This window comes from Arthrobacter sp. NicSoilB11, assembly GCF_019977375.1.
Lineage (GTDB): Bacteria > Actinomycetota > Actinomycetes > Actinomycetales > Micrococcaceae > Arthrobacter.
Map to the genome: position 1 here is coordinate 331,752 of NZ_AP024657.1, position 25,018 is coordinate 356,769.

24 protein-coding genes and 1 pseudogene are annotated in these 25,018 nt (G+C 66.0%); 16 read left to right on the forward strand and 9 right to left on the reverse strand.

All coding sequences use genetic code 11. The features are described from left to right. Positions 1-129 precede the first annotated feature (129 nt). From LDO14_RS01635 to LDO14_RS01655, 5 genes and pseudogenes are all read left to right on the forward strand, one after another. Positions 130-1,423: pseudogene (locus tag LDO14_RS01635) on the forward strand (extracellular solute-binding protein). Between the two features lie 2 nt (positions 1,424-1,425). Further along, positions 1,426-2,418: a sugar ABC transporter permease gene (locus LDO14_RS01640; RefSeq protein ID WP_056388319.1), complete on the forward strand. Its 993-nt coding sequence runs from the start codon at positions 1,426-1,428 to the stop codon at positions 2,416-2,418. Continuing rightward, positions 2,415-3,332, forward strand: coding sequence for a carbohydrate ABC transporter permease (locus LDO14_RS01645; RefSeq protein ID WP_223993440.1), 918 nt, complete (start codon positions 2,415-2,417; stop codon positions 3,330-3,332). The genes LDO14_RS01640 and LDO14_RS01645 overlap by 4 nt, the downstream gene beginning before the upstream one ends. Then, positions 3,329-4,813, forward strand: a complete 1,485-nt coding sequence (locus LDO14_RS01650) for a family 1 glycosylhydrolase (RefSeq protein ID WP_223993441.1) — start codon at positions 3,329-3,331, stop codon at positions 4,811-4,813. Before LDO14_RS01645 ends, LDO14_RS01650 begins: the two co-directional genes overlap by 4 nt. Further along, entirely contained in the window at positions 4,813-5,865 is a 1,053-nt protein-coding gene (locus LDO14_RS01655; RefSeq protein ID WP_223993443.1) for a LacI family DNA-binding transcriptional regulator, read from the forward strand. Before LDO14_RS01650 ends, LDO14_RS01655 begins: the two co-directional genes overlap by 1 nt. 38 nt (positions 5,866-5,903) lie before the next feature. On the opposite strand, the gene LDO14_RS01660 is transcribed toward LDO14_RS01655, so the two are convergent. The 5 genes from LDO14_RS01660 to LDO14_RS01680 form a co-directional block, all read right to left on the reverse strand. Then, the gene (locus tag LDO14_RS01660) at positions 5,904-6,353 is read right to left on the reverse strand and encodes a DapH/DapD/GlmU-related protein (protein ID WP_018770894.1); all 450 of its coding nucleotides are present in this window, start codon (positions 6,351-6,353) and stop codon (positions 5,904-5,906) included. A gap of 97 nt (positions 6,354-6,450) precedes the next feature. After that, positions 6,451-7,110 carry a GntR family transcriptional regulator gene (locus LDO14_RS01665; protein WP_018770893.1) on the reverse strand — a complete coding sequence of 220 codons (660 nt, stop codon included), beginning with the start codon at positions 7,108-7,110 and terminating at the stop codon, positions 6,451-6,453. Positions 7,111-7,232: 122 nt separating this feature from the next. Then, positions 7,233-8,252 (reverse strand): transketolase C-terminal domain-containing protein, encoded by a 1,020-nt coding sequence (locus LDO14_RS01670; protein WP_018770892.1) that lies wholly within the window; start codon positions 8,250-8,252, stop codon positions 7,233-7,235. Continuing rightward, positions 8,249-9,145 carry a transketolase gene (locus LDO14_RS01675; RefSeq protein ID WP_018770891.1) on the reverse strand — a complete coding sequence of 299 codons (897 nt, stop codon included), beginning with the start codon at positions 9,143-9,145 and terminating at the stop codon, positions 8,249-8,251. Before LDO14_RS01675 ends, LDO14_RS01670 begins: the two co-directional genes overlap by 4 nt. Before the next feature lie 36 nt (positions 9,146-9,181). Further along, positions 9,182-10,519: an MFS transporter gene (locus LDO14_RS01680; protein WP_018770890.1), complete on the reverse strand. Its 1,338-nt coding sequence runs from the start codon at positions 10,517-10,519 to the stop codon at positions 9,182-9,184. Between the two features lie 186 nt (positions 10,520-10,705). Here LDO14_RS01680 and LDO14_RS01685 point away from each other — a divergent pair, with 186 nt between their 5' ends. The 4 genes from LDO14_RS01685 to LDO14_RS01700 are packed head-to-tail and all read left to right on the forward strand — an operon-like array spanning position 10,706 to position 14,611. Continuing rightward, a complete protein-coding gene (locus LDO14_RS01685; protein WP_134165344.1) occupies positions 10,706-11,530 on the forward strand; it encodes a sugar phosphate isomerase/epimerase in 825 nt (274 codons plus the stop codon). Between the two features lie 25 nt (positions 11,531-11,555). Continuing rightward, positions 11,556-12,329 carry an SDR family NAD(P)-dependent oxidoreductase gene (locus LDO14_RS01690; protein WP_018770888.1) on the forward strand — a complete coding sequence of 258 codons (774 nt, stop codon included), beginning with the start codon at positions 11,556-11,558 and terminating at the stop codon, positions 12,327-12,329. 42 nt (positions 12,330-12,371) lie between these two features. Then, entirely contained in the window at positions 12,372-14,120 is a 1,749-nt protein-coding gene (locus LDO14_RS01695) for a dihydroxyacetone kinase family protein (protein ID WP_018770887.1), read from the forward strand. Next, on the forward strand, positions 14,120-14,611 hold the full coding sequence (locus LDO14_RS01700) for an RpiB/LacA/LacB family sugar-phosphate isomerase (protein WP_026266011.1): 492 nt from the start codon (positions 14,120-14,122) through the stop codon (positions 14,609-14,611). The genes LDO14_RS01695 and LDO14_RS01700 overlap by 1 nt, the downstream gene beginning before the upstream one ends. A 23-nt stretch (positions 14,612-14,634) precedes the next feature. Here the strand turns inward: LDO14_RS01700 and LDO14_RS01705 are convergent, their stop codons facing one another. Then, positions 14,635-15,243, reverse strand: coding sequence for a TetR/AcrR family transcriptional regulator C-terminal domain-containing protein (locus LDO14_RS01705; RefSeq protein WP_018770885.1), 609 nt, complete (start codon positions 15,241-15,243; stop codon positions 14,635-14,637). A gap of 155 nt (positions 15,244-15,398) precedes the next feature. Here LDO14_RS01705 and LDO14_RS01710 point away from each other — a divergent pair, with 155 nt between their 5' ends. From LDO14_RS01710 to LDO14_RS01720, 3 genes are all read left to right on the forward strand, one after another. After that, a complete protein-coding gene (locus tag LDO14_RS01710; RefSeq protein ID WP_018770884.1) occupies positions 15,399-16,853 on the forward strand; it encodes an APC family permease in 1,455 nt (484 codons plus the stop codon). After that, entirely contained in the window at positions 16,846-18,495 is a 1,650-nt protein-coding gene (locus tag LDO14_RS01715) for an amidohydrolase (RefSeq protein ID WP_018770883.1), read from the forward strand. Before LDO14_RS01710 ends, LDO14_RS01715 begins: the two co-directional genes overlap by 8 nt. A gap of 88 nt (positions 18,496-18,583) precedes the next feature. Continuing rightward, positions 18,584-19,024, forward strand: coding sequence for an SRPBCC family protein (locus LDO14_RS01720; protein WP_018770882.1), 441 nt, complete (start codon positions 18,584-18,586; stop codon positions 19,022-19,024). Here LDO14_RS01720 and LDO14_RS01725 read toward each other — a convergent pair. Continuing rightward, positions 19,002-20,585 (reverse strand): carboxylesterase/lipase family protein, encoded by a 1,584-nt coding sequence (locus LDO14_RS01725; RefSeq protein WP_026266010.1) that lies wholly within the window; start codon positions 20,583-20,585, stop codon positions 19,002-19,004. The two genes, LDO14_RS01720 and LDO14_RS01725, sit on opposite strands and share 23 nt — an antisense overlap. 118 nt (positions 20,586-20,703) lie before the next feature. Between LDO14_RS01725 and LDO14_RS01730 the strand changes: the two genes are divergently transcribed. Continuing rightward, positions 20,704-21,441: a GAF and ANTAR domain-containing protein gene (locus LDO14_RS01730; RefSeq protein WP_223993445.1), complete on the forward strand. Its 738-nt coding sequence runs from the start codon at positions 20,704-20,706 to the stop codon at positions 21,439-21,441. Here LDO14_RS01730 and LDO14_RS01735 read toward each other — a convergent pair. After that, positions 21,426-21,731 carry a hypothetical protein gene (locus tag LDO14_RS01735; RefSeq protein WP_018770879.1) on the reverse strand — a complete coding sequence of 102 codons (306 nt, stop codon included), beginning with the start codon at positions 21,729-21,731 and terminating at the stop codon, positions 21,426-21,428. The two genes, LDO14_RS01730 and LDO14_RS01735, sit on opposite strands and share 16 nt — an antisense overlap. Before the next feature lie 212 nt (positions 21,732-21,943). Here LDO14_RS01735 and LDO14_RS01740 point away from each other — a divergent pair, with 212 nt between their 5' ends. The 3 genes from LDO14_RS01740 to LDO14_RS01750 all read left to right on the forward strand — a co-directional run bounded on the left by LDO14_RS01740 (position 21,944) and on the right by LDO14_RS01750 (position 23,614). Further along, complete coding sequence (locus LDO14_RS01740; protein WP_018770878.1) at positions 21,944-22,228, forward strand: hypothetical protein; 285 nt, start codon at positions 21,944-21,946, stop codon at positions 22,226-22,228. A gap of 36 nt (positions 22,229-22,264) precedes the next feature. After that, on the forward strand, positions 22,265-22,702 hold the full coding sequence (locus LDO14_RS01745; RefSeq protein WP_018770877.1) for a universal stress protein: 438 nt from the start codon (positions 22,265-22,267) through the stop codon (positions 22,700-22,702). 78 nt (positions 22,703-22,780) lie between these two features. Further along, entirely contained in the window at positions 22,781-23,614 is an 834-nt protein-coding gene (locus tag LDO14_RS01750) for a nucleoside hydrolase (RefSeq protein ID WP_223993448.1), read from the forward strand. A 73-nt stretch (positions 23,615-23,687) separates the two neighbouring features. Here LDO14_RS01750 and LDO14_RS01755 read toward each other — a convergent pair whose 3' ends face one another. Beyond that, the gene (locus LDO14_RS01755; RefSeq protein WP_018770875.1) at positions 23,688-24,947 is read right to left on the reverse strand and encodes a family 1 glycosylhydrolase; all 1,260 of its coding nucleotides are present in this window, start codon (positions 24,945-24,947) and stop codon (positions 23,688-23,690) included. Positions 24,948-25,018 lie beyond the last annotated feature (71 nt).

Sequence of the window (25,018 nt, forward strand, 5' to 3'; positions counted from 1 at the left end):
TCTGTGAGATGGGACACCATTTGGTGAGAGCGCTCCCACCACGGATCGGCCTCCGACCCGTCCCCACCGCTCCCCAGCCCCACCGTCCATCGGACCAATGGGGCATTTCTGACGAAGGAGTCTTCCCCTGTGAAAAACCCCAGCAAGTTCTCCGTGCTTTCGGCTGCCGCCGCGTGCCTTGCCCTGTCGTTGACCGCGTGCGGTTCCTCATCGCCCGAGAAGGCAGGAGTCAACGGTGCAACGGGATCCGAGCCCGTAACGCTCACGGTCGGCACGTTCAACGAATTCGGCTATGAGGCGCTCTTTGAGGAATACAAAGCCCTGAATCCGAACGTGACCATTGTGCACAAGAAGGCGGCAACCACGAATGAAGCACGGGACAACCTCACGACGCGCCTGGCTGCCGGCTCAGGCTTGTCCGATATCGAGGCCGTAGAGGTGGATTGGCTCCCGGAACTCCTGCAGTATCCGGACCGCTTCGCGGACCTGAGCGACCCCGCTGTTGAAGGTCGCTGGCTGGACTGGAAGGCCGAGGCCGCCACAACCGCCGACGGCAAGCTTCTTGGCTACGGGACCGACTCCGGCCCTGAGGCCGTCTGCTACAACGCTGAGCAGTTCAAAAAGGCCGGCCTGCCCACCCAGCGTGAGGAAGTTGCCAAACTGCTGGGCACCACGTGGGACAGCTACTTCCAAGCCGGGAAGGCATTCAAGGCCGCCAGGCCGGAGTCCGCCTGGTTCGACTCCGCCGGGGCTATCTACCAGGGCATGAGCAACCCAGCTTGACAAGGTCTACGAGGAGGAAGACGGCACCGTCATCGCCACGGAGAACCAGAAGGTCAGGGACACCTACAACCAGGTCCTCAAAGCCTCCACCGAGGACGGGCTGTCAGCTCATCTCAAGCAGTGGAGCGATGACTGGGCGTCCGGTTTCCAGACCGGCGCCTTCGCCACCACCCTTTGCCCGGGCTGGATGCTCGGTGTCATCGAGGGCAACGCGGCGGGGGTCGCCGGCTGGGACGTGGCCAACGTCTTCCCCGGCGGCGGCGGAAACTGGGGTGGGTCCTACCTGACGGTCCCCACCCAGGGCGCGCACCAGGCCGAGGCGAAGAAGCTGGCAGGCTGGCTGACCGCACCCGAACAGCAGATCAAGGCATTCACTGCCAAGGGCACCTTCCCCAGCCAGAAGAAGGCCCTGGAAAGCAGTGAACTGTTGGACCAGACGAACGGGTTCTTCAACGGTGCGCCCACCGGCCGGATCTTCGCCGAACGCGCCAAAGCCGTTGACGTGACGCCTTTCAAGGGAACCAAGTTCTTTGCCATCAACGACGCCATGCAGCAGGCCCTCACCCGGGTGGATGTGGACAAATCCGACGACGCCGCCTCCTCCTGGGAGAAGTTCGCCGCCGCGGTGAAAGCCCTCTAGGCATGACTGTCACCGACCGGGTCAAGCCCCAAAGCGCCGGGGGACAGTCCCCGCGTCCGGCGGGCGCGAAGAGTGTCCGGCGCCTGGCCTTCTCGCAGCAGGTCTCCAGGTGGGACGTAAAGCTGTCCCCCTACCTCTACATCTCGCCGTTCTTTATCCTGTTCGCGGTCACCGGGCTGTTCCCGCTGGTATACACGGCATGGGTTTCCCTGCACAACTGGAACCTCATCGGCGGCCAGGGGAAGTTCACGGGCCTGGAAAACTACGCCTTCATCGTGGCCCAGCCCTACTTCTGGAACGCCGTGGGCAACACCTTCAGCATCTTCATCCTGTCCTCCGTTCCCCAGGTTGTTATCGCCCTGGTGATAGCGGCGGTGCTGGACGCGAACCTGAGGGCGAGGACGTTCTGGCGGATGGGGGTCCTGGTCCCCTTCGTCGTGGCGCCGGTGGCAGTAGGCCTGATCTTCAACAATCTCTTTGCGGACCAGTTTGGGCTGGTTAACGGGATGTTGACGGCGGCAGGGCTGGACCCGGTCCGGTGGCATTCAGAGTCCGTTGCGAGCCACCTGGCTATTGCCACCATGGTGAACTTCCGCTGGACCGGCTACAACGCGCTGATCTTCCTCGCAGCAATGCAGGCCATACCCCGGGATGTGTTCGAGGCGGCAACAATCGACGGCGCGGGCAGGCTGCGGCAGTTCTTTTCCGTGACCGTTCCCATGCTGCGGCCAACGGTGATCTTCGTGGTGATCACATCGACCATCGGTGGTCTTCAGATTTTCGACGAACCGCGGGTTTTCGACCAGTCCGGCCTGGGCGGAGCGGACAGGCAGTGGCAGACGCTGACCATGTACATCTGGGAACTCGGCTGGGGCCAGCGCAACTTCGGCAGGGCATCTGCCGTGGCCTGGCTGCTCTTCCTGATCATCGTGCTGATCGCCCTGCTCAACTTCCTCATCACCAAACGCATCGCAAGCAACGGAGGCCGCAAGTGAGCTCCATTCCCATGATCGAACAGTCCGCCGGGAAGGGGGCGGCCAAGGCAGCAGCGCGGCGCGGGCCAGGTACCCGGAAACAAAGGTCGGGCCACGGAAGTGACCGCCGGCCCGGCTTCCTCATCTACGGCTTCCTGGGCGCTGTCCTCCTGGCGTCCCTCTTTCCGCTCTATTGGTCCTTCCTGGTGGGCAGCCACGACAACACCGTACTGAGCCGCGGCATCCCGCTGCTGCCTGGCGGGAACTTCCTGGCCAACGCCGCCAAAGTCTTTGACAGCATTCCGTTCTGGAAGGCAATGGGCAACAGCCTTATCGTCTCCTGCGTGACGGCGGCATCCGTCGTCGTGTTCTCCACCCTTGCCGGATTCGCCTTCGCCAAGCTCCGCTTCCGCGGCAGCAAGGCGCTGCTGGTGTTTGTCATCGCAACCATGGCCGTTCCCACCCAGCTCGGCGTAGTCCCGCTGTTTATCCTGATGTCCAAACTGGGATGGACCGGATCCCTCTGGGCCGTCATCATCCCCGGCGTTGTTACCGCATTCGGCGTCTTCTGGATGACCCAGTACCTGCGCGACGCCCTCCCGGATGAACTGATTGAAGCTGTGAGGATGGACGGCGCTTCCATGATCCAGGCCTTCTGGCACGTCGGATTCCCGGCGGCAAGGCCTGCTGCCGCCATGCTCGCGTTGTTCACTTTCGTGGCCACCTGGACGAACTTCTTCTGGCCGTTCATTGTCCTTGACCCTTCGAACCCCACCCTTCCGGTGGCCCTGCAGCTGCTCCAGGCGGCCCACTTCGTGGACTACTCTGTGGTCCTGGCCGGCGCAGTCCTGGCCACCATCCCGCTCCTGCTCCTCTTTATCGCTGCAGGCCGGCAACTCGTATCTGGAATTATGCAAGGAGCAGTCAAAGGATGAGTCCCACCCGACTTGAATTTCCGGAGGGTTTCCTCTGGGGCGCGGCAACAGCTGCCTATCAGATCGAAGGCGCAGCACACACCGGCGGCCGAGAGGACTCCATCTGGGATGTGTTCGCCCGGCTGCCCGGTGCCGTCGCGGACGGCCACAACGGTGACGTGGCCTGCGACCACTACCGGCTCTACAAGCAGGACGTGGCGCTCATGGGCAAGCTGCACATGAAGGCGTACCGGTTCTCCACGTCCTGGGCGCGCTGCGTGCCCGACGGCGTCACACCCAACCCGGAAGGGATCGCCTTCTACTCCCGCCTGGTGGATGAACTGCTGGCCGCCGGGATCACGCCATGGCTGACCCTCTACCACTGGGACCTGCCACAGGCACTTGAAGAGAAAGGCGGCTGGGCCAACCGGGACACCGCATACCGTTTCGCCGAGTACGCGGCCCTGATGCACAGTGTGCTGGGGGACCGGGTCCGCATCTGGACGACCCTTAACGAGCCGTGGTGTTCGGCTTTCCTTGGCTACGCTGCCGGCATCCACGCCCCGGGGCGTCAGGAGCCCCGTTCAGCCCTTGCTGCGGCACACCACCTTTTGCTGGGTCACGGCCTGGCGGTCCGGGAACTCCGGCGCCGAGACGCTTCAACGTCCCTGGGCATTACCCTGAACCTGACGGTCGCCGATCCCAGGGACCCCGGCAGCGCCGGCGACCGGGACGCTGCCAGGCGGATCGACGGGCAGTTCAACAGGATTTTCCTTGACCCGTTGTTCCGCGGCGAGTATCCGGACGATCTCCTGGCAGACGTCGCACACCTGGGAATGGCTGACCTGGTGCATGACGGTGACCTGGATCTTATTTCCACGCCGCTGGACCTGCTGGGCGTCAACTACTACCACGGTGAATCCCTCACGAAGGACCCGGCGGACCCCGGGGAACAGGCGGGGCAGGAGACGACGTCGGTCCCCGGGCAGGCAGCGCGCCCGGTGTCCTCCCCTTTCGTGGCGGCCGACGGGGCGCGGTCGGTTCCAAGGGGCCTGCCAAGAACGGGCATGGGCTGGGAGGTCCAGCCGGAGGGGCTGCGGCGCCTGCTCAACCGGCTGCATGGAGACTACACCGGCCCGGCCGGGATCCCCATCTACATCACCGAAAACGGGGCCGCCTACAATGATGTTCCCAATGAAGCGGGGTTCGTGGACGACCAGGACCGGCTGGGGTTCTTCGCAGCCCATCTCCAGGCCGTCCACGGGGCCATCGAAGACGGCGTGGATGTCCGCGGCTATCTCGCATGGTCCCTGCTGGACAACTTTGAATGGTCCTTTGGATACCATCAGCGCTTCGGCCTGGTCCGGGTGGACTATCCAACCCAGAATCGTGTCCCGAAAGCGAGCGGTTTGTGGTACGCGGCGGTGGCATCCGGCAACGCCATGACGGCGGCCAGCAACCTCGTGCCGGCATCAGGTCAAGGTGTCGTATTGTCGGTGTAATGAACGCAAACTCCAGCCGCCCGGCCCCGGCAGGGGCGGGGCGGCCAAGTCCAACGCTGGAGGACCTGGCGTCGGCCGCCGGCGTGTCCCGCTCTACTGCCTCCCGTGCCATCAACGGCGGATTGAAGGTGAGTCCCGAAGCCAAAGCGGCCGTCGACGCCGCGATCGTCGCTTTGGGCTACACGCCCAACCGTGCTGCGCGGAGCCTGGTTACCCGGCGTGCGGGTTCGGTGGCCCTGGTGATCCCTGAACCTGATGCCAGGGTCATGATGGACCCTTATTTTGCTGCGGTGATCACGGGAGTCAACGAGGCACTGCGCGATACGGACCTGCAGCTGGTCCTGCTGATGTCCCGGGCAGGGGACGATTCTGCACGGACCATCCGCTACCTGCGCGGCGGTCACGTTGACGGCGCGATCGTGGTGTCCCATCACCGGGCGGACGACTGGGTGGAGACCCTGGGAGCCACCGGGCTGCCAACCGTCTTCATCGGCAGGCCGTGGGACACGGCATCCGGGATTCCCTACGTGGACCTGGACAACTTCGAGGGCGGCCGGTTGGCAGCGCGGCACCTGGCCGGCATCGGCCGCACCAGGCTCGGAACTGTTGCCGGCCCTACGGACATGACAGCCGCCGTCGACCGCCTGGAAGGTTGGCTGCAGGGATTGCGGGAAGCCGGCCTCCAGCCCGGGCCCGTCATCCACGGGGACTTCACGACGGCGGGAGGTGCGGAGGCTACGGAGCACCTGCTGTCCACGGCGCCTGAGGTGGACGGGATCTTCGCTGCGTCCGACCTCATGGCGCTTGGCGTCGTGGACACTCTTCGAAGTGCGGGCCGCCGTGTGCCCGTCGACGTGGCGGTTGTCGGCTTCGATAACCATTCCATCCAGGCGGCGAACGGCCTGGGACTGACAACGGTGGCCCATCCCATGGTGGAGATGGCTGCTGCGGCAGGAAAGCTTCTGGTCAGCGCCATCGGAAACCCCGAAGAGGCATCGGAACCGGTCATCTATCCGGCGGAACTGGTGGTGCGCGCGAGCACCGCCCCGTGACCCATTAACCCAGTAACCCGCGAACCTACAGCCCCGGGTTAGGCCGCTATCCCGCCCTTGACTCTCCGGTGCTGCCGGTGCCGGGCCGGTGCCAGGCGTGAGTGCGCCCCGGCGAGGACCTCGCTGCCGTCAGGCACCGTGCTGTCGCTGTCCAGGTGGGCGCCGTGTTCGATCAGGACGCTGGAACCAATCCTTGAGTGGCTGCCAATGTGGACCCGGTTGCCGATCACCGTGCCCCGGCCAATGCGCACGCCATCGCCGATCACCGTCCGGTCACCGATCGTCGCGTCCCGGTCGATCCAGCTGCCGTGTCCAATCCGGCAGCCTGCACCCACCCTGGCCCCGTGTTCCACATAGCTCATGGAGCCGATCCTGGCGCTGTCGGCCACGATGGCTCCAGGTGCAATGAGGCCGCCGCCGTTGTCGTGGCGGGCATACCGGGTGACCTTGCCGGCGTCGTCCTCAACTGACACAAACTTTGCGGTCATACCATCCCTCGTTAACGCCGCGGTTATTTACCGCGCAGTAGGTTAACGGCTGGGAGTGCCGTGGGATTCCCAACCGGGAAGGTAAAGAGGCCGAAAGCTACGCCACCAGGTTGGCTGCCGCGGTGTCCATGTGTTCCAGGATGGTCTTGCGGGCCAGGGTGGCATCCCCGGTGTCGATGGCGGCGACGATGTCCTTGTGCCGGTCCACGCTCATGTTGCTGACGCCTTTTTCCAGGCCGGCGAACATGATGGACATCCGGATGGAGCCCTCCAGGGATTCCCAGGAGTGGAGCAGTGTTTCGTTGCCGGTGAGCCGGCACAGCGTGCGGTGGAATTCGAGATCGGATTCGATCCGCGCCTCAAGGCTGCCGCTGGCCGCGGCCTCCATGGCGTCAATGGCCTTGTGCAGTGATTCGGTGACCTGCTGCCGGTCCGGCAGTTCGCACAGGGTCCGGGCAGCCAGGGACTCCAGGGCGGCGCGGACGGAGTAAATGTCCCGGATTTCCTTTTCGTCCAGGTGCCGGACGGACAGCCTGCCGCGGGGGCCGGCGGACAGCAGGCCCTCCTGCTCCAGTTGGCGGAGGGCTTCGCGAAGGGTGCCGCGGCTGATCTGCAGCATCTCGGACAGCTCGGTTTCCACCAGGTGGCGGCCGGGTTCCAGTTCTCCGCTGGTGATGGCGGTCCTCAGCGCCGAGAGCGCCTGCTCGCGCAGGCTCTTCTTTTCCAGTCCCAGCAAGGGGGCGGTCAGTCCGGCCATGGCTTCTGTCCTCAATGTCATAAGTCGACTGTTTACAGTCGGTAGTAGTTTCGATAGTACGGCAGAATGCACGGCACCGGCTTAGGACCGGTGCCGTGCATTTTCCATCTGGTGCCTGGCCTTTAGCCGAGTTCGGCCAGGACCTTGGCGACGATGCGGTCTGTGGCCAGCCCGTAGCGCTCGTGCAGGGTGGGCAGGGCGCCGGCGTCCAGGAACTGGTCGGGGAGCGCCACGGGCACCACCCGCTTGCCCAGGCCCGCGGTGACGACGGCGGAGGCGACGGTTTCGAACAGTCCGCCCACCACGGAGTGGTTTTCCAGGGTGACGGCGAGCCGGTCGGTGTTGATCTCCTTGAGGACGGTTTCGGCGTCGAACGGCTTGATGGTGGGGGTGTGCACGACGGCGACGTCCACGTTGTGTGCCGCCAGCGCCTTGGCTGCCTGCAGCGCACGCATGGTCATCAGGCCGGAGGAGATGAAGACGACGTCGTTGCCGCCGCGCAGCACCTTGGCCTTGCCGAGTTCGAACGTGTAGTCGTACTCGTCCAGGACGGTGGGCACGTTGCCGCGCAGCAGGCGCAGGTAGGTTGGTCCTTCGGAGGCGGCGAGCTGCGGCACTGCCTGTTCGATGTCGATCGAGTCGCAGGGGTCCACGATGGTCAGGTTGGGCATGCCGCGGAAGATCGCCATGTCCTCCGTGGCCTGGTGGCTTGGGCCGTAACCGGTGGTCAGGCCGGGCAGGCCGCCCACGATGTTGACGTTCAGGTTCGGTTCGGCCGCGTCCAGGCAGAGGAAGTCGTAGGCGCGGCGGGCGGCGAACACCGAGTAGGTGGACGCGAACGGAACGAGGCCGGTTTCGGCCAGGCCGGCGGCGGCGCCGAAGAGCAGCTGCTCGGCCATGCCCATCTGGAAGAACCGCTCCGGGAAGGCCTTGGCGAAGATGTGCATGTCCGTGTACTTGCCCAGGTCCGCGGTCAGGCCCACGATCCTGTCGTTCTCCTGCGCGGCCTTGACCAGGGCGTGACCGAACGGCGCGGAGGACGTCTTCTGTCCCGGGTCCGCGAAGGATGCGATCATCGCCGAGGTCTTCAGCTTCGGCTTGGCCGCGGCTGCGGTATCGGGAGCCTCGGTGGTGGTGCTCATGCTGGAGCCTTTCCTTCATATCCGGCGGTGAGTTGCTCGCGGCAGGTCTGCCATTCGTTTTCTTCGATGCGCATGAAGTGCGCCTTTTCGCGGTCCTCGAGCAGGGGGACGCCGCGGCCCACCTTGGTGTCGCACAGGATCACGGAGGGACGTCCGACGGCGGCGGCCTGGGCGGCTGCGTTGTCGAACGCTGCCAGCAGCGCGCCGACGTCGTTCCCGTCCACCCGCTGCGTGTACCAGCCGAACGATTCCCACTTTTCGGTGACCGGCTCAGTCCGGAGCACGGTGTCGGTCTTGCCGTCGGCCTGCAGGGCGTTGATGTCCACCATGGCGGTGAGGTTGCCCAGCTGGTGGTGGTGCGCGCCCATGGCCGCTTCCCAGGTGGAGCCCTCGTCCAGCTCACCATCGGAGAGGAAGTTGAACACCCGGGCGCTTGAGCCCTGGTAGCGCAGGCCCAAAGCCATGCCGACGGCGATGGTCAGGCCGTGCCCCAGGGAGCCGCCGGAAATTTCCATGCCGGGGGTGTAGGTGGACATCCCGGACATGGGCAGCCGCGAGTCGTCCGAGCCGTAGGTTTCCAGCTCCTCGACCGGGACGATGCCGGCCTCCGCCAGGGCGGCGTAGTGGCCGATGGCGTAGTGCCCGGTGGAGAGCAGGAACCGGTCCCGGCCCTCCCAGTGCGGGTCATCCGCGCGGAATTTCAGCTGGTCCCCGTAGACGGTGGCGAGCATGTCCGCGGCGCCCAGTGCCTGGCCCACGTACCCCTGGCCCTGCACCTCGCCCATGTTCAGGGCGTGGTGCCGGATCCGGTAGGCGGCGGCGCTGATCCTGTCCACACGTTCCGGGGTCACTGCGGTCTGCAGTGCGTTGTCCTGGACTGTATCTGTAGGCATTACTGGCTCCGTGATCGTTTGGTGCGTGCGGGTCATTCAGGCGTTGACGGTGTTGGGGGTGCTTTTGGTGGCTTCGTCGGCGAGCTCCCGTTCGCGCTTGCCCCAGGTTTCCCGGGTGGCGATGGCGGCCCAGAGGCCGATCAGGGCGTAGGCGCCGAAGAGCAGTGCCGGGCCCATCCAGCCGAAGCTGACGAACAGCAGGGTGGTGATGAACGGGGTGAAGCCGGAGACCATGGCGGAGATCTGGTAGGCCAGGCTGGCGCCGGAGGCGCGGGTGCGGGCCTGGAAGAGCTCGGGGAACCACGAGCCCTGGGCACCGGCGAGCGAGTTCTGGCAGACAGCGTACGAGATCACGATGGTGATGATGATGGCAATGAACAGGCCGGTGTTGACCAGCAGGAACATCGGGATGGCGAACAGTGCGGCAAAGGCGGTGGACCAGACGTACAGGGGGCGGCGCCCGATGCGGTCCGTCAGTGCTGCCCAGGCCTGGGTGGCGAAGATGCCGATGGCCGACGCGATGCAGAGGGCGATCAGGGTCTGGCTCTTGTCCGCCAGGTGCTGGCTGTTGATGTAGGAAATCATGTAGGTGATGGAGACGGCGTAGCCGGCGGTCTCGGCGATGCGCAGGCCGATGCCCTTGACGATGTTGCGCCAGTCAGTCTTGATGACCTCGACGATCGGGGCCTTGACGATGGTGCCGCTGTCCTTGACTTCATCGAAGACCGGGGACTCGGGAACCTTGGAACGGATGATGAGGCCCACGATCACCAGCAGGATGCTGGCGAGGAACGGGATGCGCCAGGCGAGTTCGTTGCCGAGCTGGACGCTGAAGAGGAAGGTCAGGTTGGCCAGCAGCAGGCCCACGGGGAAGCCGGCCTGGACGATCCCGGTGTACTTGCCCTTTGATTTCCAGGGGGCGTGCTCGTAGCTCATCAGGATGGCGCCGCCCCACTCCGCACCGAAGGCCAGGCCCTGGACGATGCGGACGAAGACGAGCAGTGCGGGGGCAAGCAGCCCCACCGCTGCGTAGGTGGGGAGCAGGCCGATGGCGAACGTGGCCAGGCCCATCAGGATCAGCGAGGCAACCAGGACGGGCTTGCGGCCCACCTTGTCACCAAGGTGGCCGCCGATGATGCCGCCCAGCGGACGGGCCGCAAAGCCGACGCCCAAGGTGGCGAAGGAGGCAAGCGTGCCGGTGACGGGATCGCTGCCGGGGAAGAACGCGGTGCCGAAGTACAGTGCGGCAGCGGTGCCGAAGCCGATGAAGTCATACGTCTCGATGACGGCCCCAACGCCGGATCCGATGGCAACTCGGCGGGCGTCCTTGGTGCCGTGCACCGGGCCGCGCATGGTCAGAGCATCTTTGCTCATGGTGGTTCCCTTTCGAAAAGCGGCTGAAGAAGTCCGCCGCTGTCGACTGTTAACAAATTGGTACGACCCAGTGTGACGCACATCATCTACACTGTCAACAGTCGACTTTCAGAGTTGACTGTTGACAGTTAACGCGACTACTGTGGTGTCCATCACTACCGCTCGGCACGATTCAAAGGATCAATGATGTTCCATTCCAGACTTGGGTGCTCATCCATCAGCTTCCGGCACCAGGACCTGGACACTGCCCTGGGCACCATGAAGGGTCTTGGTTTCGAGGAGATCGATCTGGGCGCCCTGCCCGGGGTCTGCGACCACGTGCCGTACGAACTTGACGGGGCCGCAGTGGCGGCGGTGTCGCAGGAAGTCGTCGCCTCCGGTGTGCGGGTCCGTTCAGTGAACGGCGACATCGGGGACCTGAACGCAGTCCTCGACGCCGATGGGCAGGACGCCAGGCGGCGCCACCTGGACGCCCTGCTCACCCTCACGGCCAACATCGGGGCCAAAGCCCTGGTGCTGCCCTGCGGCGCCCTGGACCACAACCCGGTCCGGAGCGTCGAGGGAGACCTGGACCTCATTGCCGCGCAGCTCGCTGCTGCTGGCCGGCGCGCTGCAGAGTTCGGCGTCGAACTCTGGACCGAATCCCTGCACTTCCTGCGGTTCTGCTGGAATCTGGAACGTGCGGGACTGCTGGCCGACCGGCTGGCCGGATCCGGCGTCGGAATCGTCATGGACTTCAGCCACATCACGGCTGCCGGCGAGGACGTCCAGGCGTATCTTGACCGGCACCCTGGCCGCATCAGCCATGTCCACCTGCGCGACGCCGTGCCGGGGAACATCAACCTCAGCATCGGCAACGGCGAGGCCGACTTCGCCGGCGGCCTGAAGCGGCTGGCCGCGGACGGCTACACGGGCCACTTCTCCCTGGAACTGGAGACCCGGGACGTCACCCATGACGAACGCCCGGCCGCCGCCGCCAAGGCTGCAAGCTTCATCACCGACCTCATCTGAACTGAACAACCCAAGGAGCACCACCATGACCGCCATCCAGCGCACCGCCGTCCTCACCGGAGCAACTTCGGACCGGGGCATCGGCATCACCACCGCCCGCCGCTACGCCCGTGAGGGCTGGGGCATCGTCATCCTGGACCTTGACGGCGAGAAGTCCGCCAAGGTCGCAGCCGAGATCGGCAATGAATTCAACGTTCCCGCCTTCGGCCACGAGATCGACGTCGCCAACGAAGCCTCCGTCAGCGCAGCCCAGGCCGCCGTCGCCGCAGAGGTGGCCGCCGGCAACCTCCCGCCCGTCGGCGCCCTGGCCAACATTGCCGGCATCACCTCCCCGGTTCCGTTCCTGGAAACCACCCTTGAGCTGTGGCACAAGGTCATGGACGTCAACGCCACCGGCACCTACCTGGTGACCAAGGCGTTCCTGCCGGAGATGATCGAGAACGGCTGGGGCCGGATCGTGAACATGTCCTCCGTCTCCGCCCAGCGCGGCGGCGGCGTCTTTGGCAAGGTCCCCTACTCCGCCGCCAAGGCAGCCATCCTGGGATTCACCAAGGCCCTGGCCCGCGAACTGGGCGCCACCGGCGTCACCGTCAACGCCATCACCCCGGGTGCCGTGGACACCAACATCCGCGTGGGCAGCACCGAGGAGCAGGAAGCCGCCATCAACGCGGGCATCCCGCTGGGCCGGAACGCCACCACGGAAGAAGTGGCCTCCGTCATCACCTTCCTGTCCTCCGAGGACTCCGCCTACCTCACCGGCACCACCATCGACATCAACGGCGGCAGCCACATCCACTAGCAGCAACAGCTCCCAGACCACCCCGGATGCCGGAGAACCCCCATGACCAAAATCTTCAATGACCCCTCAGAGTTTGCCGAGGAGGCCCTGGCAGGCTTCTGCGACGTCCACTCCGACCTGGTCCGGCAGGTTCCCGGTGGCGCTGTCCGCCGGTACCGGCCGGCGCAGCCCAAAGTCGCCGTCCTGGCCGGCGGCGGCTCGGGGCACTACCCCGCCTTCGCCGGGCTGGTAGGCGCCGGCTTCGCCGACGGCGCGGTGGTGGGAAACATCTTCACCTCGCCCTCCGCGCAGCAGGCCTACTCGGTGGCCAAGGCCGCAGAGTCCGGCGCCGGCGTCGTCTTCACCTACGGCAACTACGCCGGCGACGTGATGAACTTCGGCATGGCCAGCGAACGCCTGGCCGCCGAGGGCATCCCCGTGGAGAACGTCCTGGTGACGGACGACATCGCCAGCGCCCCGCCGTCGGAATCCGCTAAGCGCCGTGGCATCGCCGGTGACTTCACCGTGTTCAAGGTAATGGGGGCGGCGGCGGACAACGGCGCGGACCTCGCGGAGGTGGTGCGGCTGGGCCGCAAGGCCAACGACCTGACGCGGACCATCGGCAGCGCGTTTGCCGGCTGCACCTTCCCGGGCGCCGACTCACCGCTGTTCACGCTGCCCGAAGGGCAGATGGGCCTGGGCCTGGGCATCCACGGCGAGCCCGGCCTGCACGACACGGACCTGCCTTCGGCGAAGGACCTCGGGCAGGAACTGGTGTCCCGGGTGCTCTCTGAAACGCCACCTCACGCCGGCAAGCGCATCGCCGTCATCCTCAACGGCCTCGGCTCCACGAAGCATGAGGAGCTCTTTGTCCTCTGGGGAGCCGTGGCGCCGCTGCTCCGCGCGGCCGGCTACACGCTGGTGATGCCCGAGGTGGGCGAGTTGGTGACCAGCCTGGACATGGCCGGCGTCTCGCTCACGGTCACCTGGCTGGATGAGGAACTTGAGCGGCTGTGGGTTGCCCCTGCGGAGACGCCCGCCTACCGCCGTGGCAACGCGGCCCTGGAGTCCGGGGCCCGTGGCGTTGAGGAAACGTCCGACGGCGGCGCGGCCGCCGCTTCGTTCGTCGCCACGGACGCCTCCCGCGGGTACGCCGCCGCCTGCGTAGCGGCCATTGACGCCGCCCGTTCGTCGCTGCACGACGCCGAAGAGCGGCTGGGCCGCATGGATGCTATTGCCGGCGACGGCGACCACGGACGTGGAATGGTGCGCGGCGTGGATGCGGCAGCCGCCGCAGCGTCGGATGCCCTGGCCGGCGGGGCCGGCGCCGGGGATGTACTTGCCGCTGCCGGTGATGCCTGGGCGGACAAAGCCGGCGGCACCTCCGGCGTCCTGTGGGGAGCGGCGCTGCGTGCATTTGGCGAGACACTGGGCAACTCTTCCGCGCCCGAACCCGGTGCCCTTGCGGCAGCCGTGACCGCATTCGCTGACCGGATCATCCAGTTGGGCAAGGCCCAAAGAGGCGACAAGACCATGGTGGATGCCCTGCTGCCCTTCGCCTCCGCCTTTAGCCGCGCAGTGGCCGAGGGCGTGGAAACGGGCCGTGCATGGCAGGAAGCCGCGCAGGAGTCCGCTGCTGCGGCGGAAGCCACCGCGGACCTCCTTCCGCTCAAGGGCCGTGCCCGCCCGCTGGCCGAGAAGAGCCTGGGCACGCCGGACCCCGGTGCAACCTCCCTGGCGATGGTCTTCGCCGTGATGGGGCCGCACTTCACCCGCGCAACCGCTGCCACTGTGCAGGCGTCAGCAAAGTAATGGCAACGAAAGGAAACACCATGGGGCTGCGGCTCATTGTCGGCGCGGACGAGGCCGGCGTCGATTACAAGGACAAGATCCTGGCGGACCTGCGCACCGACCCCCGGGTCAGCGAGGTCCTCGACATCGGCGTCAACCGAAGCGACGCCCCGGACGACTTCACCAGGCCCTACCCCTACGTGGGCATCACAGCCGGCGAGATGATCCGGGACGGTGCCGCTGACCGGGCCATCCTCTTCTGCGGCACCGGAATCGGCGTGGCGATCGCTGCGAACAAAGTGGACGGCATCCGCGCCACCGCTGCCCACGACTCCTTCTCCGTGGAACGCTCCATCCTGTCCAACGACTGCCAGGTGCTCACCATGGGCCAGCGCGTGGTGGGCATCGAGCTCGCACGGCGGCTTGCGAAGGAATGGATCGGCTACACGTTCGATCCGACGTCGGCCTCCGCCGGGAAGGTCAAGGTCCTCACCGACTTTGAGGGCTGCTAGCGCTGGCGCGAAGCTGGGCGGGCTTACCCGTCCAGCTTCGCGCGGAGCCCTCCGATGATGACGTCGAGCCCGAAGTCGAACGCATGGTTGCCGCGCTCCGCCGGAGGGCCGGCATGGCTGACGGCGCGCTTGAGCGTGGGATAGCCCTCCGCCGGCGGATCCCAGACGACGTCCGGCGCGGCCAGATCCAGGGCCGCGCCCAACGCAAAGCTGTCAATCGTGGAAATCGCCGACACCACGTCCCGGCCACGGAAACCGGCAGCCTCCAAGGCAAGCGCGAGGTCCTCGTAAAGCCCGATGACCTCGGGGTCGGTAATGGACTGGAGCACCATCAGGGGTGCCAGCCGCGGATGGCGGGCAAAGGCGTCCCGGTAGGCGCGGATCAGGATCCGCAGGGCACCTTCCCAGTCCTCATGGTCCACCGGCGGATACGGCTCCTCGGTGATGATGCGGTGCCTGAGCAGTTCCAGGATCTGGTCCCGTCCCGAGACATGGTTGTAGATCGAGGACTGACTCACGCCGATCTTCCTGGCGAGTTTGGGAAAGCTGAAATCCCCGCTCTGGTCCACCAGTTCAAGTGCGGCCGTCGTGAGGGCCTCCACGGAAATCAATGGGAGGGGCGGGCGGCCCATCGGTTCTCCTGACTGCAGCTCTTGGACATCGGCTCCAGCCTAGCGGGCTGACACATATCCGCCCGTGCCGGCAAAACTATTGTGCTCTGGACCACTTGGTCCCATACTAAACGAAAGCCTTTCGTTTAAGTGGGCTTCAAGGAAAGGACAGAGCTGTGCCCGAGACCAAAACAAAACCAATTGCGCCGTCCGTGGATGGCGCACTCAAGCGCAATGCCCTGGGCACCGGAGGCATAGCCTTCCTGGTGATCTCGGCTGCGGCACCCCTGACAGTGATGGCGGGCGTAGCCCCGGTGGCGATCGGAGTAGCGGGCATCGGCGCCCCTGCCGGTTACCTCCTGGCGGGCATCGTCCTGACCCTCTTCGCCATCGGGTTCATGGCGATGACGCGCCACGTCAAAGCCTCCGGCGGCTTCTACACTTACATCTCGATTTCTTTGGGAAAGACCGTGGGGCTGGCGTCCGCCATCCTTGCGATCGTCTCCTACAACTGCCTCCAGATCGGCGTCTACGGGCTCTTCGCCGTCCAGACGCATGACATGCTGCAGGTCCTCTTTGGGCTTGAGGTTCCGTGGCCCGCCATTGCCCTCATCGCCGTCGCGGCTGTCTGGTTCCTGGGATACCGGGGGATCGACGTGGGCGCCAAAGTCCTCGGCGTCCTCCTGGTCGCGGAAACGGGCATTCTCGGCGTGATGGGCGTGGGCATCCTCAGCAGCGGTGGCGCACACGGTATCAGCCTGGGCTCCTTCAGCGCCGGGCAGGCCTTTGGACCTGGCGTCCTGGCAATCCTGGGCATCTGCTTCGCCGCCTTCATGGGCTTTGAATCCACGGTGTTGTACCGCTCCGAAGCCCGCAACCCGGATCAGTCCGTTCCCCGCGCCATGTACATCGCGGTGGGCTTCATGTCCGTGTTCTATGCCTTCATCGTCTGGGCCGTCATCCAGGCCTTTGGCGACGACCAGGTGGTGGAAGCCGCGGGCGAACTGTCCGGCGGGATGTTCTTCCAGACCATAGGGCAGTATGTGGGACCCTGGGCTGAAACTGCCATGTACGTCCTGATCGTCACCAGCGTCTACGCATCACAACTGGCGTTCCACAACGCCATCAACCGCTATGTCTACATGCTGGCCAGGGACGGGGTCCTGCCGGCGTTCCTCGGCCGCACGCACCACCGGTTCAGGTCACCGCACCGTGCCGGGCAGCTGCAGACCATGTTGGCAGCGGTGGTCATCACTGTTTGCGCCATCCTGAACGCGGACCCGTACCAGCAGCTCCTGATCTGGGTGAACACCCCGGGCATCTTCGGCATCGTGGGCCTCCAGGGGCTGGTGTCCGTGGCAGCATTCCTGTACCTCCGCCGGAACCCTGCTGCTGCCCGCAACAAACTCCTCGCCCCGCTCAGCCTCGTATCAGCGGTCCTGCTCTTCGGCGTCGTCCTCCTCATCGCACTGAACATCGAACTCCTTACCGCGGCCGACGCCCTGACCAACACCATCCTGATCCTGGTTACGCCTGTGGTGTTCGCCGGGGGCCTGCTGGCCGCCCGGTGGCTGCGCCGCCGTCGTCCTGCCACCTTTGACCGCATTGGAAGCTTCGAAGCACATGAATGACATGAATCCTGACCTGATTATCCTTGCCGGCACAGTCCACACCATGGACGGGACACCCAATGGACCTGCGCCCCAGGCTGTAGCGGTCCGGGACGGGCACATCCAGGCGGTTGGAACGCGGCGCGACGCGCAGTCCTGGGGTCCGGCCGAGGTCATCGATTTCGGTGACGCCGTCCTTACCCCGGGGTTGGTCGACTGCCACGTCCACCCCGTCATGGGCCTGGACATGACACGCGGCTGCGACCTCTCCGGCATCACGGACCTTGCCGCCGTGCGCGCCTTGCTGCGGGCAGAGGCGGCGGCAACGCCGGCGGGCGAATGGGTCCGCGGCTGGGGACTCGACCCAAATGCCTTCGGGTCAGCGCCGCCGCACCGGGAGCTGATCGACGACGTCGTGGCCGGCCGCCCGGCCGTGATCCGGCTGTTCGATGCCCATTCCGCCCTGGCGAGCACGGCGGCGCTGGAGACCGCCGGCATCACCGGGCCACGGCACTTCGACCAGGCAGCGGAAGTGGTCTGCGACGGCAGGGGGAACCCCACCGGTCTCCTGCTCGAAGCCGCGGCTTTGGACCTGGTCCTGAAACATATGCCCCAGGAGACTTTCCAGGAACGGAAGCGCCGGCTGGGTGAGCTCTTTGATTCGTTCTCCCGGGCAGGCCTGACAGGCATCCATGTCATGGACTGCGGGGAGGGAACCCTGGAGCTCCTTGCCGCCCTTGAGAACGATTTGGCCGGATGCGGCAGGGGCCTGCCGGTGCGCGTGCGGGTTTCGCCATGGTGCATGCCGGGAAGCGGGGAGGCCGACTGGCGGCGGCTGGTGGAGCAGGTCAGGACTGCTCGGGGCTCCCGGTGGGAAGTGGCCGGAATCAAGCTGTTCGTGGACGGCACGGTGGACAACGGCACGGCCTGGCTTTTTGAGCCCGACAGCCACGGCCAGTCCGTCGCACCCTTTTGGCCAAGCCCGGAGGAGTACAACCGGGCCATCAGGTTCTTCGCAAGCCAGGGCATTCCCACCGCAACCCATGCCATCGGTGACGCCGGCGTGGCGGCAGTGCTGGCAGCGTTCGAGGATCTTCCGGCGGACCTGCCCCGGGCTCCGCACCGGATCGAGCACCTTGAAACGGTCCCGGACGGACTCATCCAAAGGTTCGCCGGTTCCGGCCTGATCGCCAGCATGCAGCCCAGCCACTGCACCCACTATTCGCGCGCGGACCAGACGGACAACTGGTCAAGGCGGTTGGGAAAAGAACGGGCGGACCGTGGATGGCGGTCCGCTGACCTCCGGTCCGCAGGCGTAACGCTCGCGCTTGGCTCCGATTGGCCTGTCGCCCCCTTTCCGCCCCTTCCGATCCTCGCAGACGCGCAACTTCGGCGGCGGTCGGGCCACCCGGATGAACAGCCGATTGTGCCGGGCCAGGCGCTCACAGCACGCCAGGCGCTGGAAGGCTACACCTCGCACGCGGCCGAAGCTGCAGGGGAGCGGACGGTATCGGGCTCGGTAACGGTGGGCAAGCGCGCTGATTTCACCGTTTTCGACGTTGATCCACTGTCAACGGCCCCTGATGAGCTGGCGCAGGGTCACGTGCTGGCCACTGTGGTGAACGGCCTGCTGCAGCACTGTTCCGTGGGCGTCGCCGGCTAGCGGCGGCGGATTTTGCTCCAGGGGTTTTGCCCCAGCCCCCGCCGCGCGGGGGCTGGGCTTACGTGATCCCCCTTCCTAGACTGGGGTGATGATCACAGTCACCGGAAGTGTGGAAACCAACCTGTCCGCGGAGAAGGCCTTTGCCTTCATGAGTGAGTTCGAGAACACCCCCAAGTGGGACCCCAACACGCCCGTCATGGACAAAACCACCCCGGGGCCGGTGGCCGTGGGGCACAAGTACCATGCCGAGTCCGAGTTCCGGGGGAAGCGCCAGACCCTGGTCTACGAGGTCATCGAGCTGACCGACAACCACATCAAGCTGCGCGGCGAGAACAAAACTGTGACTTCCTTCGATTCCATCGACGTCACCCCCAACGGGACCGGTTCGGTGGTGAAGTACACGGCCGAGTTCAGCATCAAGGGACCGGCCAAGATCATCCAGCCCCTCCTGAAGCCCGCCTTCATGTCGCTGCGGGATCCGGCGCTGAACGGCATCCGGGACACCCTCAACGCGCTGGCAGCAGCCTGACGGCTTCGAAAAACTCCCTGATCTCATGGCGGGGGTCGGCTTCAAGCCGGGACTCGCCGTCGAGCACCATGGTGCGCCGCTGCCCTCCAACTCCCGGCCACGGAAGGCGTTCCGTGCCAGGTGACCCGGTTCCGGCGAAGGCCGCCCAGGCCCGGCTCATGGCGTCGCTGAGGGGCGCCGGTGCCTTGCCCCGTGTGAGGAAGGCGGCCTCCGGCGCGTCCAGGTGCCGGAAGACGAATGGGATGTCCAGGGCGTGGCAGGCACCCAGTTTCCCGCCCATGGCCGGGCTGCGCCATGTGAACAGGTAGGCGAAGTCCTTCCCGGCGGCTCCTTCACCGGTCGCTCCGTGGGCCAACCGGCCTGCGGCAGCCGCCTGCCTCGCGTCCAGCAGCCGGTTGCTGGGCTGGCGGTAAAGGGAATCCGCGATGGCGGCTTCCAGGAGTTCCTTGCCTGACGGTTCCCTGCCCAGCACCCTGGTGAGCGCCTCCGTATAGCCGGGGGCAAGCGCCGGCGGCACCCCCGCTCCGCACAGCACGGCGGCTGCACGGTCCGGGTAGCCCGGGTCCGACCCCGTGTCCGGGCGCATCTCGACGGCGAATGAGCCCTCGTTCAGGTTGGTGCCGATCAGCAGGTCCACCCCGAAGTTGACCCCGTTGCCGATACTTTCCAGCGGTGGCAACGGAAGCGACGGCGTGCCCACCGTGGGCTGGAATGGCAATGGAACCGCGAAGGACTCCGCCGCAGCACGCTGTTCCAGGGCGGCCTGCGCTTCCAGCAGCCGCTCCACAGGGACGGTCAGCAGTTGGTTGGCGGAGGAGGCATCCAGACCACACAACTCAAGGAATGTGGCGCTGATCCGCGCCGAGTCCTCCGGCCGGCGGCAGCGCTCGGCCGTGCCGCTTTGCATGATGGCCCGGCGGAAGAGCCCTTCCGACGCCGGCATGCCCAGCAGGGTGCCGATGGCTGCGGCGCCTGCGGACTCCCCGAAGATGGTCACGTTGTGCGGGTCGCCGCCGAAAGCGCCGATGTTGCGGCGGATCCAGCGCAGGGCCTCAAGCTGGTCCAGCAGGGCGAGGTTGGACGAATCGCCGTAACCGGGCCCCAGCAGGTCCGCCAGGTGCAGGAAACCCAGCGCGCCCAGGCGGTAGTTGATGGATACCAGCACCACGCCCGCCGCAGCCGCCAGCCGGGCGCCGTCGTACATTGCGTCACTGTTGGCGCCCATGAGGTAGGCGCCGCCATGGATCCATACCATTACGGGCCTGGCCGGGCCTTCCGTTGCCGGCGTCCAGATGTTCAGGTTGAGGCAAGCCTCTTCGCTCCAGGTGCGCGGCGTAGTGCCGGGAGGGGCATGGGACTCGGGATTCTGGGGCGCGGCGGGGCCAGGTGCGGTGCAATCAAGCACCCCGCTCCATGGCGATACCGGTACCGGCGGGCGGAATCGGTTGCTTCCCGACGGCGGCTCCGCGTAGGGGATGCCAAGGAACCGGTGGACGGTGGTCCCGTCAGTCTCAAGTGAATTGCCCAGGACGGATCCGTCCGGAGTGGAGAGGGGCGTCATGGTTGACAGGTTACGACACGGGCGAAGGTAGGCTGGCATCACCGTTCGGCAGTGGGCGGCCACAGAGGTGTGGCTTTTAACCAATGTCCGGGAGGTAAGACGCGTGCTCCATGCCGGCGTGCCTGAAGACGAGGATTTTGCAGACGTTGCCCTGCATCTCCAGGAGTCCTTCCTGCAGAACCCTGAAGTTGAGGCATTTCTCCAGGATCTTGCAGCCTACGCGGCGGCCCGGCTTGGCGGGGAGGGGCACGTGTGCTCCTGCGAAATCGTGGTGCTGCGGCCCAAAAAACCCGCGGCATGTGCCAGCAGCCACCGCAGTGCACAACTCCTCTGCCAGCTGGAGGCCACGCTTGGCGATGGTCCCGGCGCCACGGCCATGCGGGCAGGAAAGACAGTGCTGGTTTCCGACCTCCGGCGCGAAGACCGCTGGCCGGAGTATGTCCACGCTGTCCAGGAGCAGGGCTTCCGCTCGGTATTGAGTATCCCCGCGCTGCTGGAAGGCGATTCCCAGGGCGTGATTACGTTCCACTGTTCACAGCCCCTCGTCTTTGGCAGCCATGGCATCGGTGCCGCGGAAGCGTTTGTCCGGCAGGCCTCCAAGGGGCTGACACTTGCCCTGCGGATGCTGAAGCTGGAAGAGACCAGGGACGGCATGAGCGCCGCCATGCAGACGCGTACCGTGATCGACCTGGCAACCGGGGCCATCATGGCGCAGAACCGGTGCAGCCAGGCTGCGGCCTTCAAGCTGCTGCGGGACGCGTCCAGCACGCGGAACATGAAACTCCGGGATGTTGCGGCCGCCGTCGTCGCGTCAGTCGCCGGCGCCGCGGACACCTTCACCTACTTCGACGAGTAGGGATCCTTCCGTTCCGGGTCACGGTGTTCCGGCTGCAGGGTGGAAAGGGCGGAACCGCTGAGCGGAGCACGGAGCGGCAGGCCTTCGGAAGCGCAATGTTCGTTGACAGCCTGCGCCAGTGCGTCGCGTTCCTTCGTTGAAAGGGCGGCTTCGCCTGCGCAGTAGTCCCGGATGAGCTGTTCAGAGGCGTCCCCGCCCAGCCCAACGAACTCCAGCCACAACTGTGCCAGATCCAGCCGGTACTCCTTTATCAGAGCGCCGGTCAGGGCCTGCTGGTCCACGGCATCCATCGTCACGTCCTTGCCTTTGGTTGCACTCCTACGGTTGGGATTCGGAACCGGCGGCACCGTGGATGGGAAATGATCCAGGAAAATCCACAAGGGGAATTGACCCAGGCAGGCCGTGGGACCTTTGCCCCTAGGCAGGCAACTCCCGGAAGCAGTCAACTGGAGTGTCCGGAGCAGGCGAGTACACCCGGCGAGCACAACAGGAGGCAGAGACCATGGGCGCATGTGATGTCTGCGGCAGCAGCGAGGGCCGCATGTTCACCGTCAATATGGGGAACCAGACAGGCACGTTCGACAGCTTCGAATGCGCCATCCACATGATGGCTCCCGCATGTGAGCACTGCGGTTGCCGGATCCTGGGCCACCCCGTGGAAAGCCAAGCAGGCATCTACTGCTGCCTGCACTGTGCCAAGGAAGCAGGGAATCCCCACCAGTCCGCCAAACCTGAGCACTCCACGGTGGCCGTTCCGGCACACGGTGCATCAGCGGGTCAGGCCTAGTCCCGCCGGCACTACCGCAACAGGAAAAGGGAAGCCGTGGCCGGTAACGGAAGCTTCAGGATCGTGGTGGGCGTGGACGGTTCCGACCAGTCCCGGTCGGCAATGGACTGGGCCATCGAGGAGTCCAGGCTGCGCAAGGGTGAGGTCCAGGCGTTGACCGCCTGGAGCTTTCCTTATGTCAGCGATGCCCTGGGCACCGCCTGGGACTACGAGATCTTCCAGAAGGACGCCCAAGCGATCCTGGAGGCGGAGCTTGAGCGCATCAAGGACCAGGGCGTGACGATCACAGGACGGGTCGTGGAAGGCAACCCGGCAGCGGCACTCATTGACGCCTCCCGCGATGCCGACCTGGTTGTCGTCGGCTCCCGGGGCCATGGCGGATTTACCGGCATGCTGCTCGGCTCTGTATCCCACCAGACCATCCACCATGCGCACTGCCCGGTACTGGTCATCCGCGAGCCTGCCGCAGATTAGGACGGACCTTCCACCTTTCGGTGAATGGAAAGTGTCGTCGTGTGATGCTGCCTGCGCTGCAAGGCTTGCAGGATGGACATGATTCGGATTGAACCCCGGTGCCGCGTGATTGTCGACAACGACTGGGCCGGTGACCCCGACGGCCTGCTTGGACTGGCCCACCATGCCCTGTCCCCGGCAAACAGGATCGCAGCCGTCACAAGTTCCCTGACGAATCCGATGTTCGGGGTGCCGGAGGGCAGATCCCAGCGGGGCGCCTGCCTGGCCGGGGAACTGCTCCGGGTGCTCGAGCGCCCCGAACCGGCGGCGGTGCATCCCGGACCGGACAGCCCTTTTACCGGACAGCCACGGAGCTCCGCTGCGGCGAGCGCGATCATTGAAACCGCAATGACGGCGGATGACCTGCCCTTGATTCTGGTGTGCGCCGGTCCGCTCACCAATGTTGCGGACGCGCTCCTGCTGGAGCCGGGCATCGCCCGGTTGCTGACGCTTGCCTGGGTAGGCGGAGCCGCCCGGAACGACGACGAGTACAACTACTTCACGGACCCCGCCGCTGCGGACTTCGTGCTGGCGAACCAGGAGCTCGCAGTCTGGCAGTTCCCCGCCGAAACGTACCGGCAGATGGTGGCGTCCGTCGCGGAACTCGATCATGCCTTCAGGGTTGCCGGCCCGGCCGGCGAGTGGCTGTGGGAGCACTTCAACAGTCTTGAGGTGCCGGACTTCGTGAAATTCGGGCCGGTGTGGTGCCTTGGAGACAGTGCACCCCTGGTGGTCACCGGGCTGGATGACGTCACCTCGGTGTTCACCGAAACGTCCGCGAGGCCGTCCCGCCGGATTTATACGGGTGTGGACAGCCGGTTGGTTGTTGCGGACTTCTTTGCGAAGCTGCACCTGCACGCCCGGCGGCCGTAGACAAGGGCAAAAGGCCTGCGGCAGAGGAATGGCCCGGACTTCACAGGGAAGTCCGGGCCACTATGAACCACGCTTAAGCGGGTTGCGGTGCCCCGGCCCCGGCGTGCTCCCTGGCCAGGTTCCCCAGCCAGCGCGCGCTCTCCTTGGGAGTCCGCTCCTGCGTGGAGCGGTCCACGGCGATCAGGCCAAACTTGGGCCCGTAGCCGAAGATCCACTCGAAGTTGTCGAACGCGGTCCAGGCGATGTACCCGCGGACATCGATGCCGTCCGCAAGGCAGGAAGCAACCCCGTCGACGGCCGTCTGCAGGTACGCCACCCGCTGCGTGTCATCCTCGGTGGCCAGGCCGTTCTCGGTGACGATCACCGGGATGCCGGCGATCCTGTGGGCCTCGCGGATGGTGGCCTCCAGCGCCTGGGGATAGATTTCCTCGCCCATCTGGTTGGTGGGCACGCCCTCCGGTGCGGGGGCATGGCCATCGGGGCCGTACACGGTGCGCCCGTAAGTCTGGATGCCCACGAAGTCGTCACCCCGGGAGGCTTTGAGGAAGCGTTCGTTGACGTCCCGGCGCACCCGGTCTGCAATCCCTTCGCCACCGGGCAGCGCCTGGATATCGGAGTTTGCGAGGGTCCACCCCACCTGGAGGTCCGGGCGATGGGCTTTGATGGCCTTGGTGGCGGCCCGGTGCGCCGCCACCTTGACCTGGAACCCCGCCTCCGTGGAGCAGAACTGGAACGGGGCAACAGTGCTGGCATCCACGCCCAGGCGCTGGGCGGCGGCCGCCCAGATGGGCACCGAACCGCGGTTCTCCGGGGCTTCCCCGCCGATGCCGAATGACTCCAGCAGCCAAGGGAGGTTCGGCTCGTTCAGGGTGCAGGCGACGCCGATCAGGTCACCCAGGTGGGCCATGACCCGGTCGCAGTAGCGTGCGAAGAGTTCGGGCGTCCGGCTGCCCTCCCAGCCGCCGATCCGGAGGAGCCACAGCGGTGACGTGAAGTGGTGGAACGTGACCACCGGGGTGAGTCCATGTTCGTGGCAGGCTTCCAGCACCCGCTTGTAGTGGTCCAGCGCAGCCACCGAGAACTGGCCTTCCTCCGGTTCGATCCGGGCCCATTCAACGGAGAACCGGTAGCTGTTAAAACCGAGGCCGGCGATCAGTGCGATGTCCTCGCGGTAGCGGTGGTAGTGGTCCACGGCGTCCCCGGACGGCTCCGCGAAGATCGTTCCGGGAAGGTGCTCCAGGAACCAGGTATCGCTGTTGACGTTGTTGCCTTCCACCTGGTGGCCGGCGGTGGCCACGCCCCAAAGGAAGTCGCGGGGGAACGGGTTGGTCATGGGGTTCCTTTCGTGATGGACGCGTGCAGGCGTCCGAGGCTTCGTTGCCTTCCATCCATCCTTCCGCCCGG

Coding starts and splice junctions, on each gene's coding strand:
- LDO14_RS01640 (WP_056388319.1), top strand. CDS start 1,426: ATGACTGTCACCGACCGGGTCAAGCCCCAAAGCGCCGGGGGACAGTCC.
- LDO14_RS01650 (WP_223993441.1), top strand. CDS start 3,329: ATGAGTCCCACCCGACTTGAATTTCCGGAGGGTTTCCTCTGGGGCGCG.
- LDO14_RS01655 (WP_223993443.1), top strand. CDS start 4,813: ATGAACGCAAACTCCAGCCGCCCGGCCCCGGCAGGGGCGGGGCGGCCA.
- LDO14_RS01660 (WP_018770894.1), bottom strand. CDS start 6,353: ATGACCGCAAAGTTTGTGTCAGTTGAGGACGACGCCGGCAAGGTCACC.
- LDO14_RS01665 (WP_018770893.1), bottom strand. CDS start 7,110: ATGGCCGGACTGACCGCCCCCTTGCTGGGACTGGAAAAGAAGAGCCTG.
- LDO14_RS01670 (WP_018770892.1), bottom strand. CDS start 8,252: ATGAGCACCACCACCGAGGCTCCCGATACCGCAGCCGCGGCCAAGCCG.
- LDO14_RS01675 (WP_018770891.1), bottom strand. CDS start 9,145: ATGCCTACAGATACAGTCCAGGACAACGCACTGCAGACCGCAGTGACC.
- LDO14_RS01680 (WP_018770890.1), bottom strand. CDS start 10,519: ATGAGCAAAGATGCTCTGACCATGCGCGGCCCGGTGCACGGCACCAAG.
- LDO14_RS01685 (WP_134165344.1), top strand. CDS start 10,706: ATGTTCCATTCCAGACTTGGGTGCTCATCCATCAGCTTCCGGCACCAG.
- LDO14_RS01690 (WP_018770888.1), top strand. CDS start 11,556: ATGACCGCCATCCAGCGCACCGCCGTCCTCACCGGAGCAACTTCGGAC.
- LDO14_RS01695 (WP_018770887.1), top strand. CDS start 12,372: ATGACCAAAATCTTCAATGACCCCTCAGAGTTTGCCGAGGAGGCCCTG.
- LDO14_RS01700 (WP_026266011.1), top strand. CDS start 14,120: ATGGCAACGAAAGGAAACACCATGGGGCTGCGGCTCATTGTCGGCGCG.
- LDO14_RS01705 (WP_018770885.1), bottom strand. CDS start 15,243: ATGGGCCGCCCGCCCCTCCCATTGATTTCCGTGGAGGCCCTCACGACG.
- LDO14_RS01715 (WP_018770883.1), top strand. CDS start 16,846: ATGAATGACATGAATCCTGACCTGATTATCCTTGCCGGCACAGTCCAC.
- LDO14_RS01720 (WP_018770882.1), top strand. CDS start 18,584: ATGATCACAGTCACCGGAAGTGTGGAAACCAACCTGTCCGCGGAGAAG.
- LDO14_RS01725 (WP_026266010.1), bottom strand. CDS start 20,585: ATGACGCCCCTCTCCACTCCGGACGGATCCGTCCTGGGCAATTCACTT.
- LDO14_RS01735 (WP_018770879.1), bottom strand. CDS start 21,731: ATGGATGCCGTGGACCAGCAGGCCCTGACCGGCGCTCTGATAAAGGAG.
- LDO14_RS01740 (WP_018770878.1), top strand. CDS start 21,944: ATGGGCGCATGTGATGTCTGCGGCAGCAGCGAGGGCCGCATGTTCACC.
- LDO14_RS01750 (WP_223993448.1), top strand. CDS start 22,781: ATGATTCGGATTGAACCCCGGTGCCGCGTGATTGTCGACAACGACTGG.
- LDO14_RS01755 (WP_018770875.1), bottom strand. CDS start 24,947: ATGACCAACCCGTTCCCCCGCGACTTCCTTTGGGGCGTGGCCACCGCC.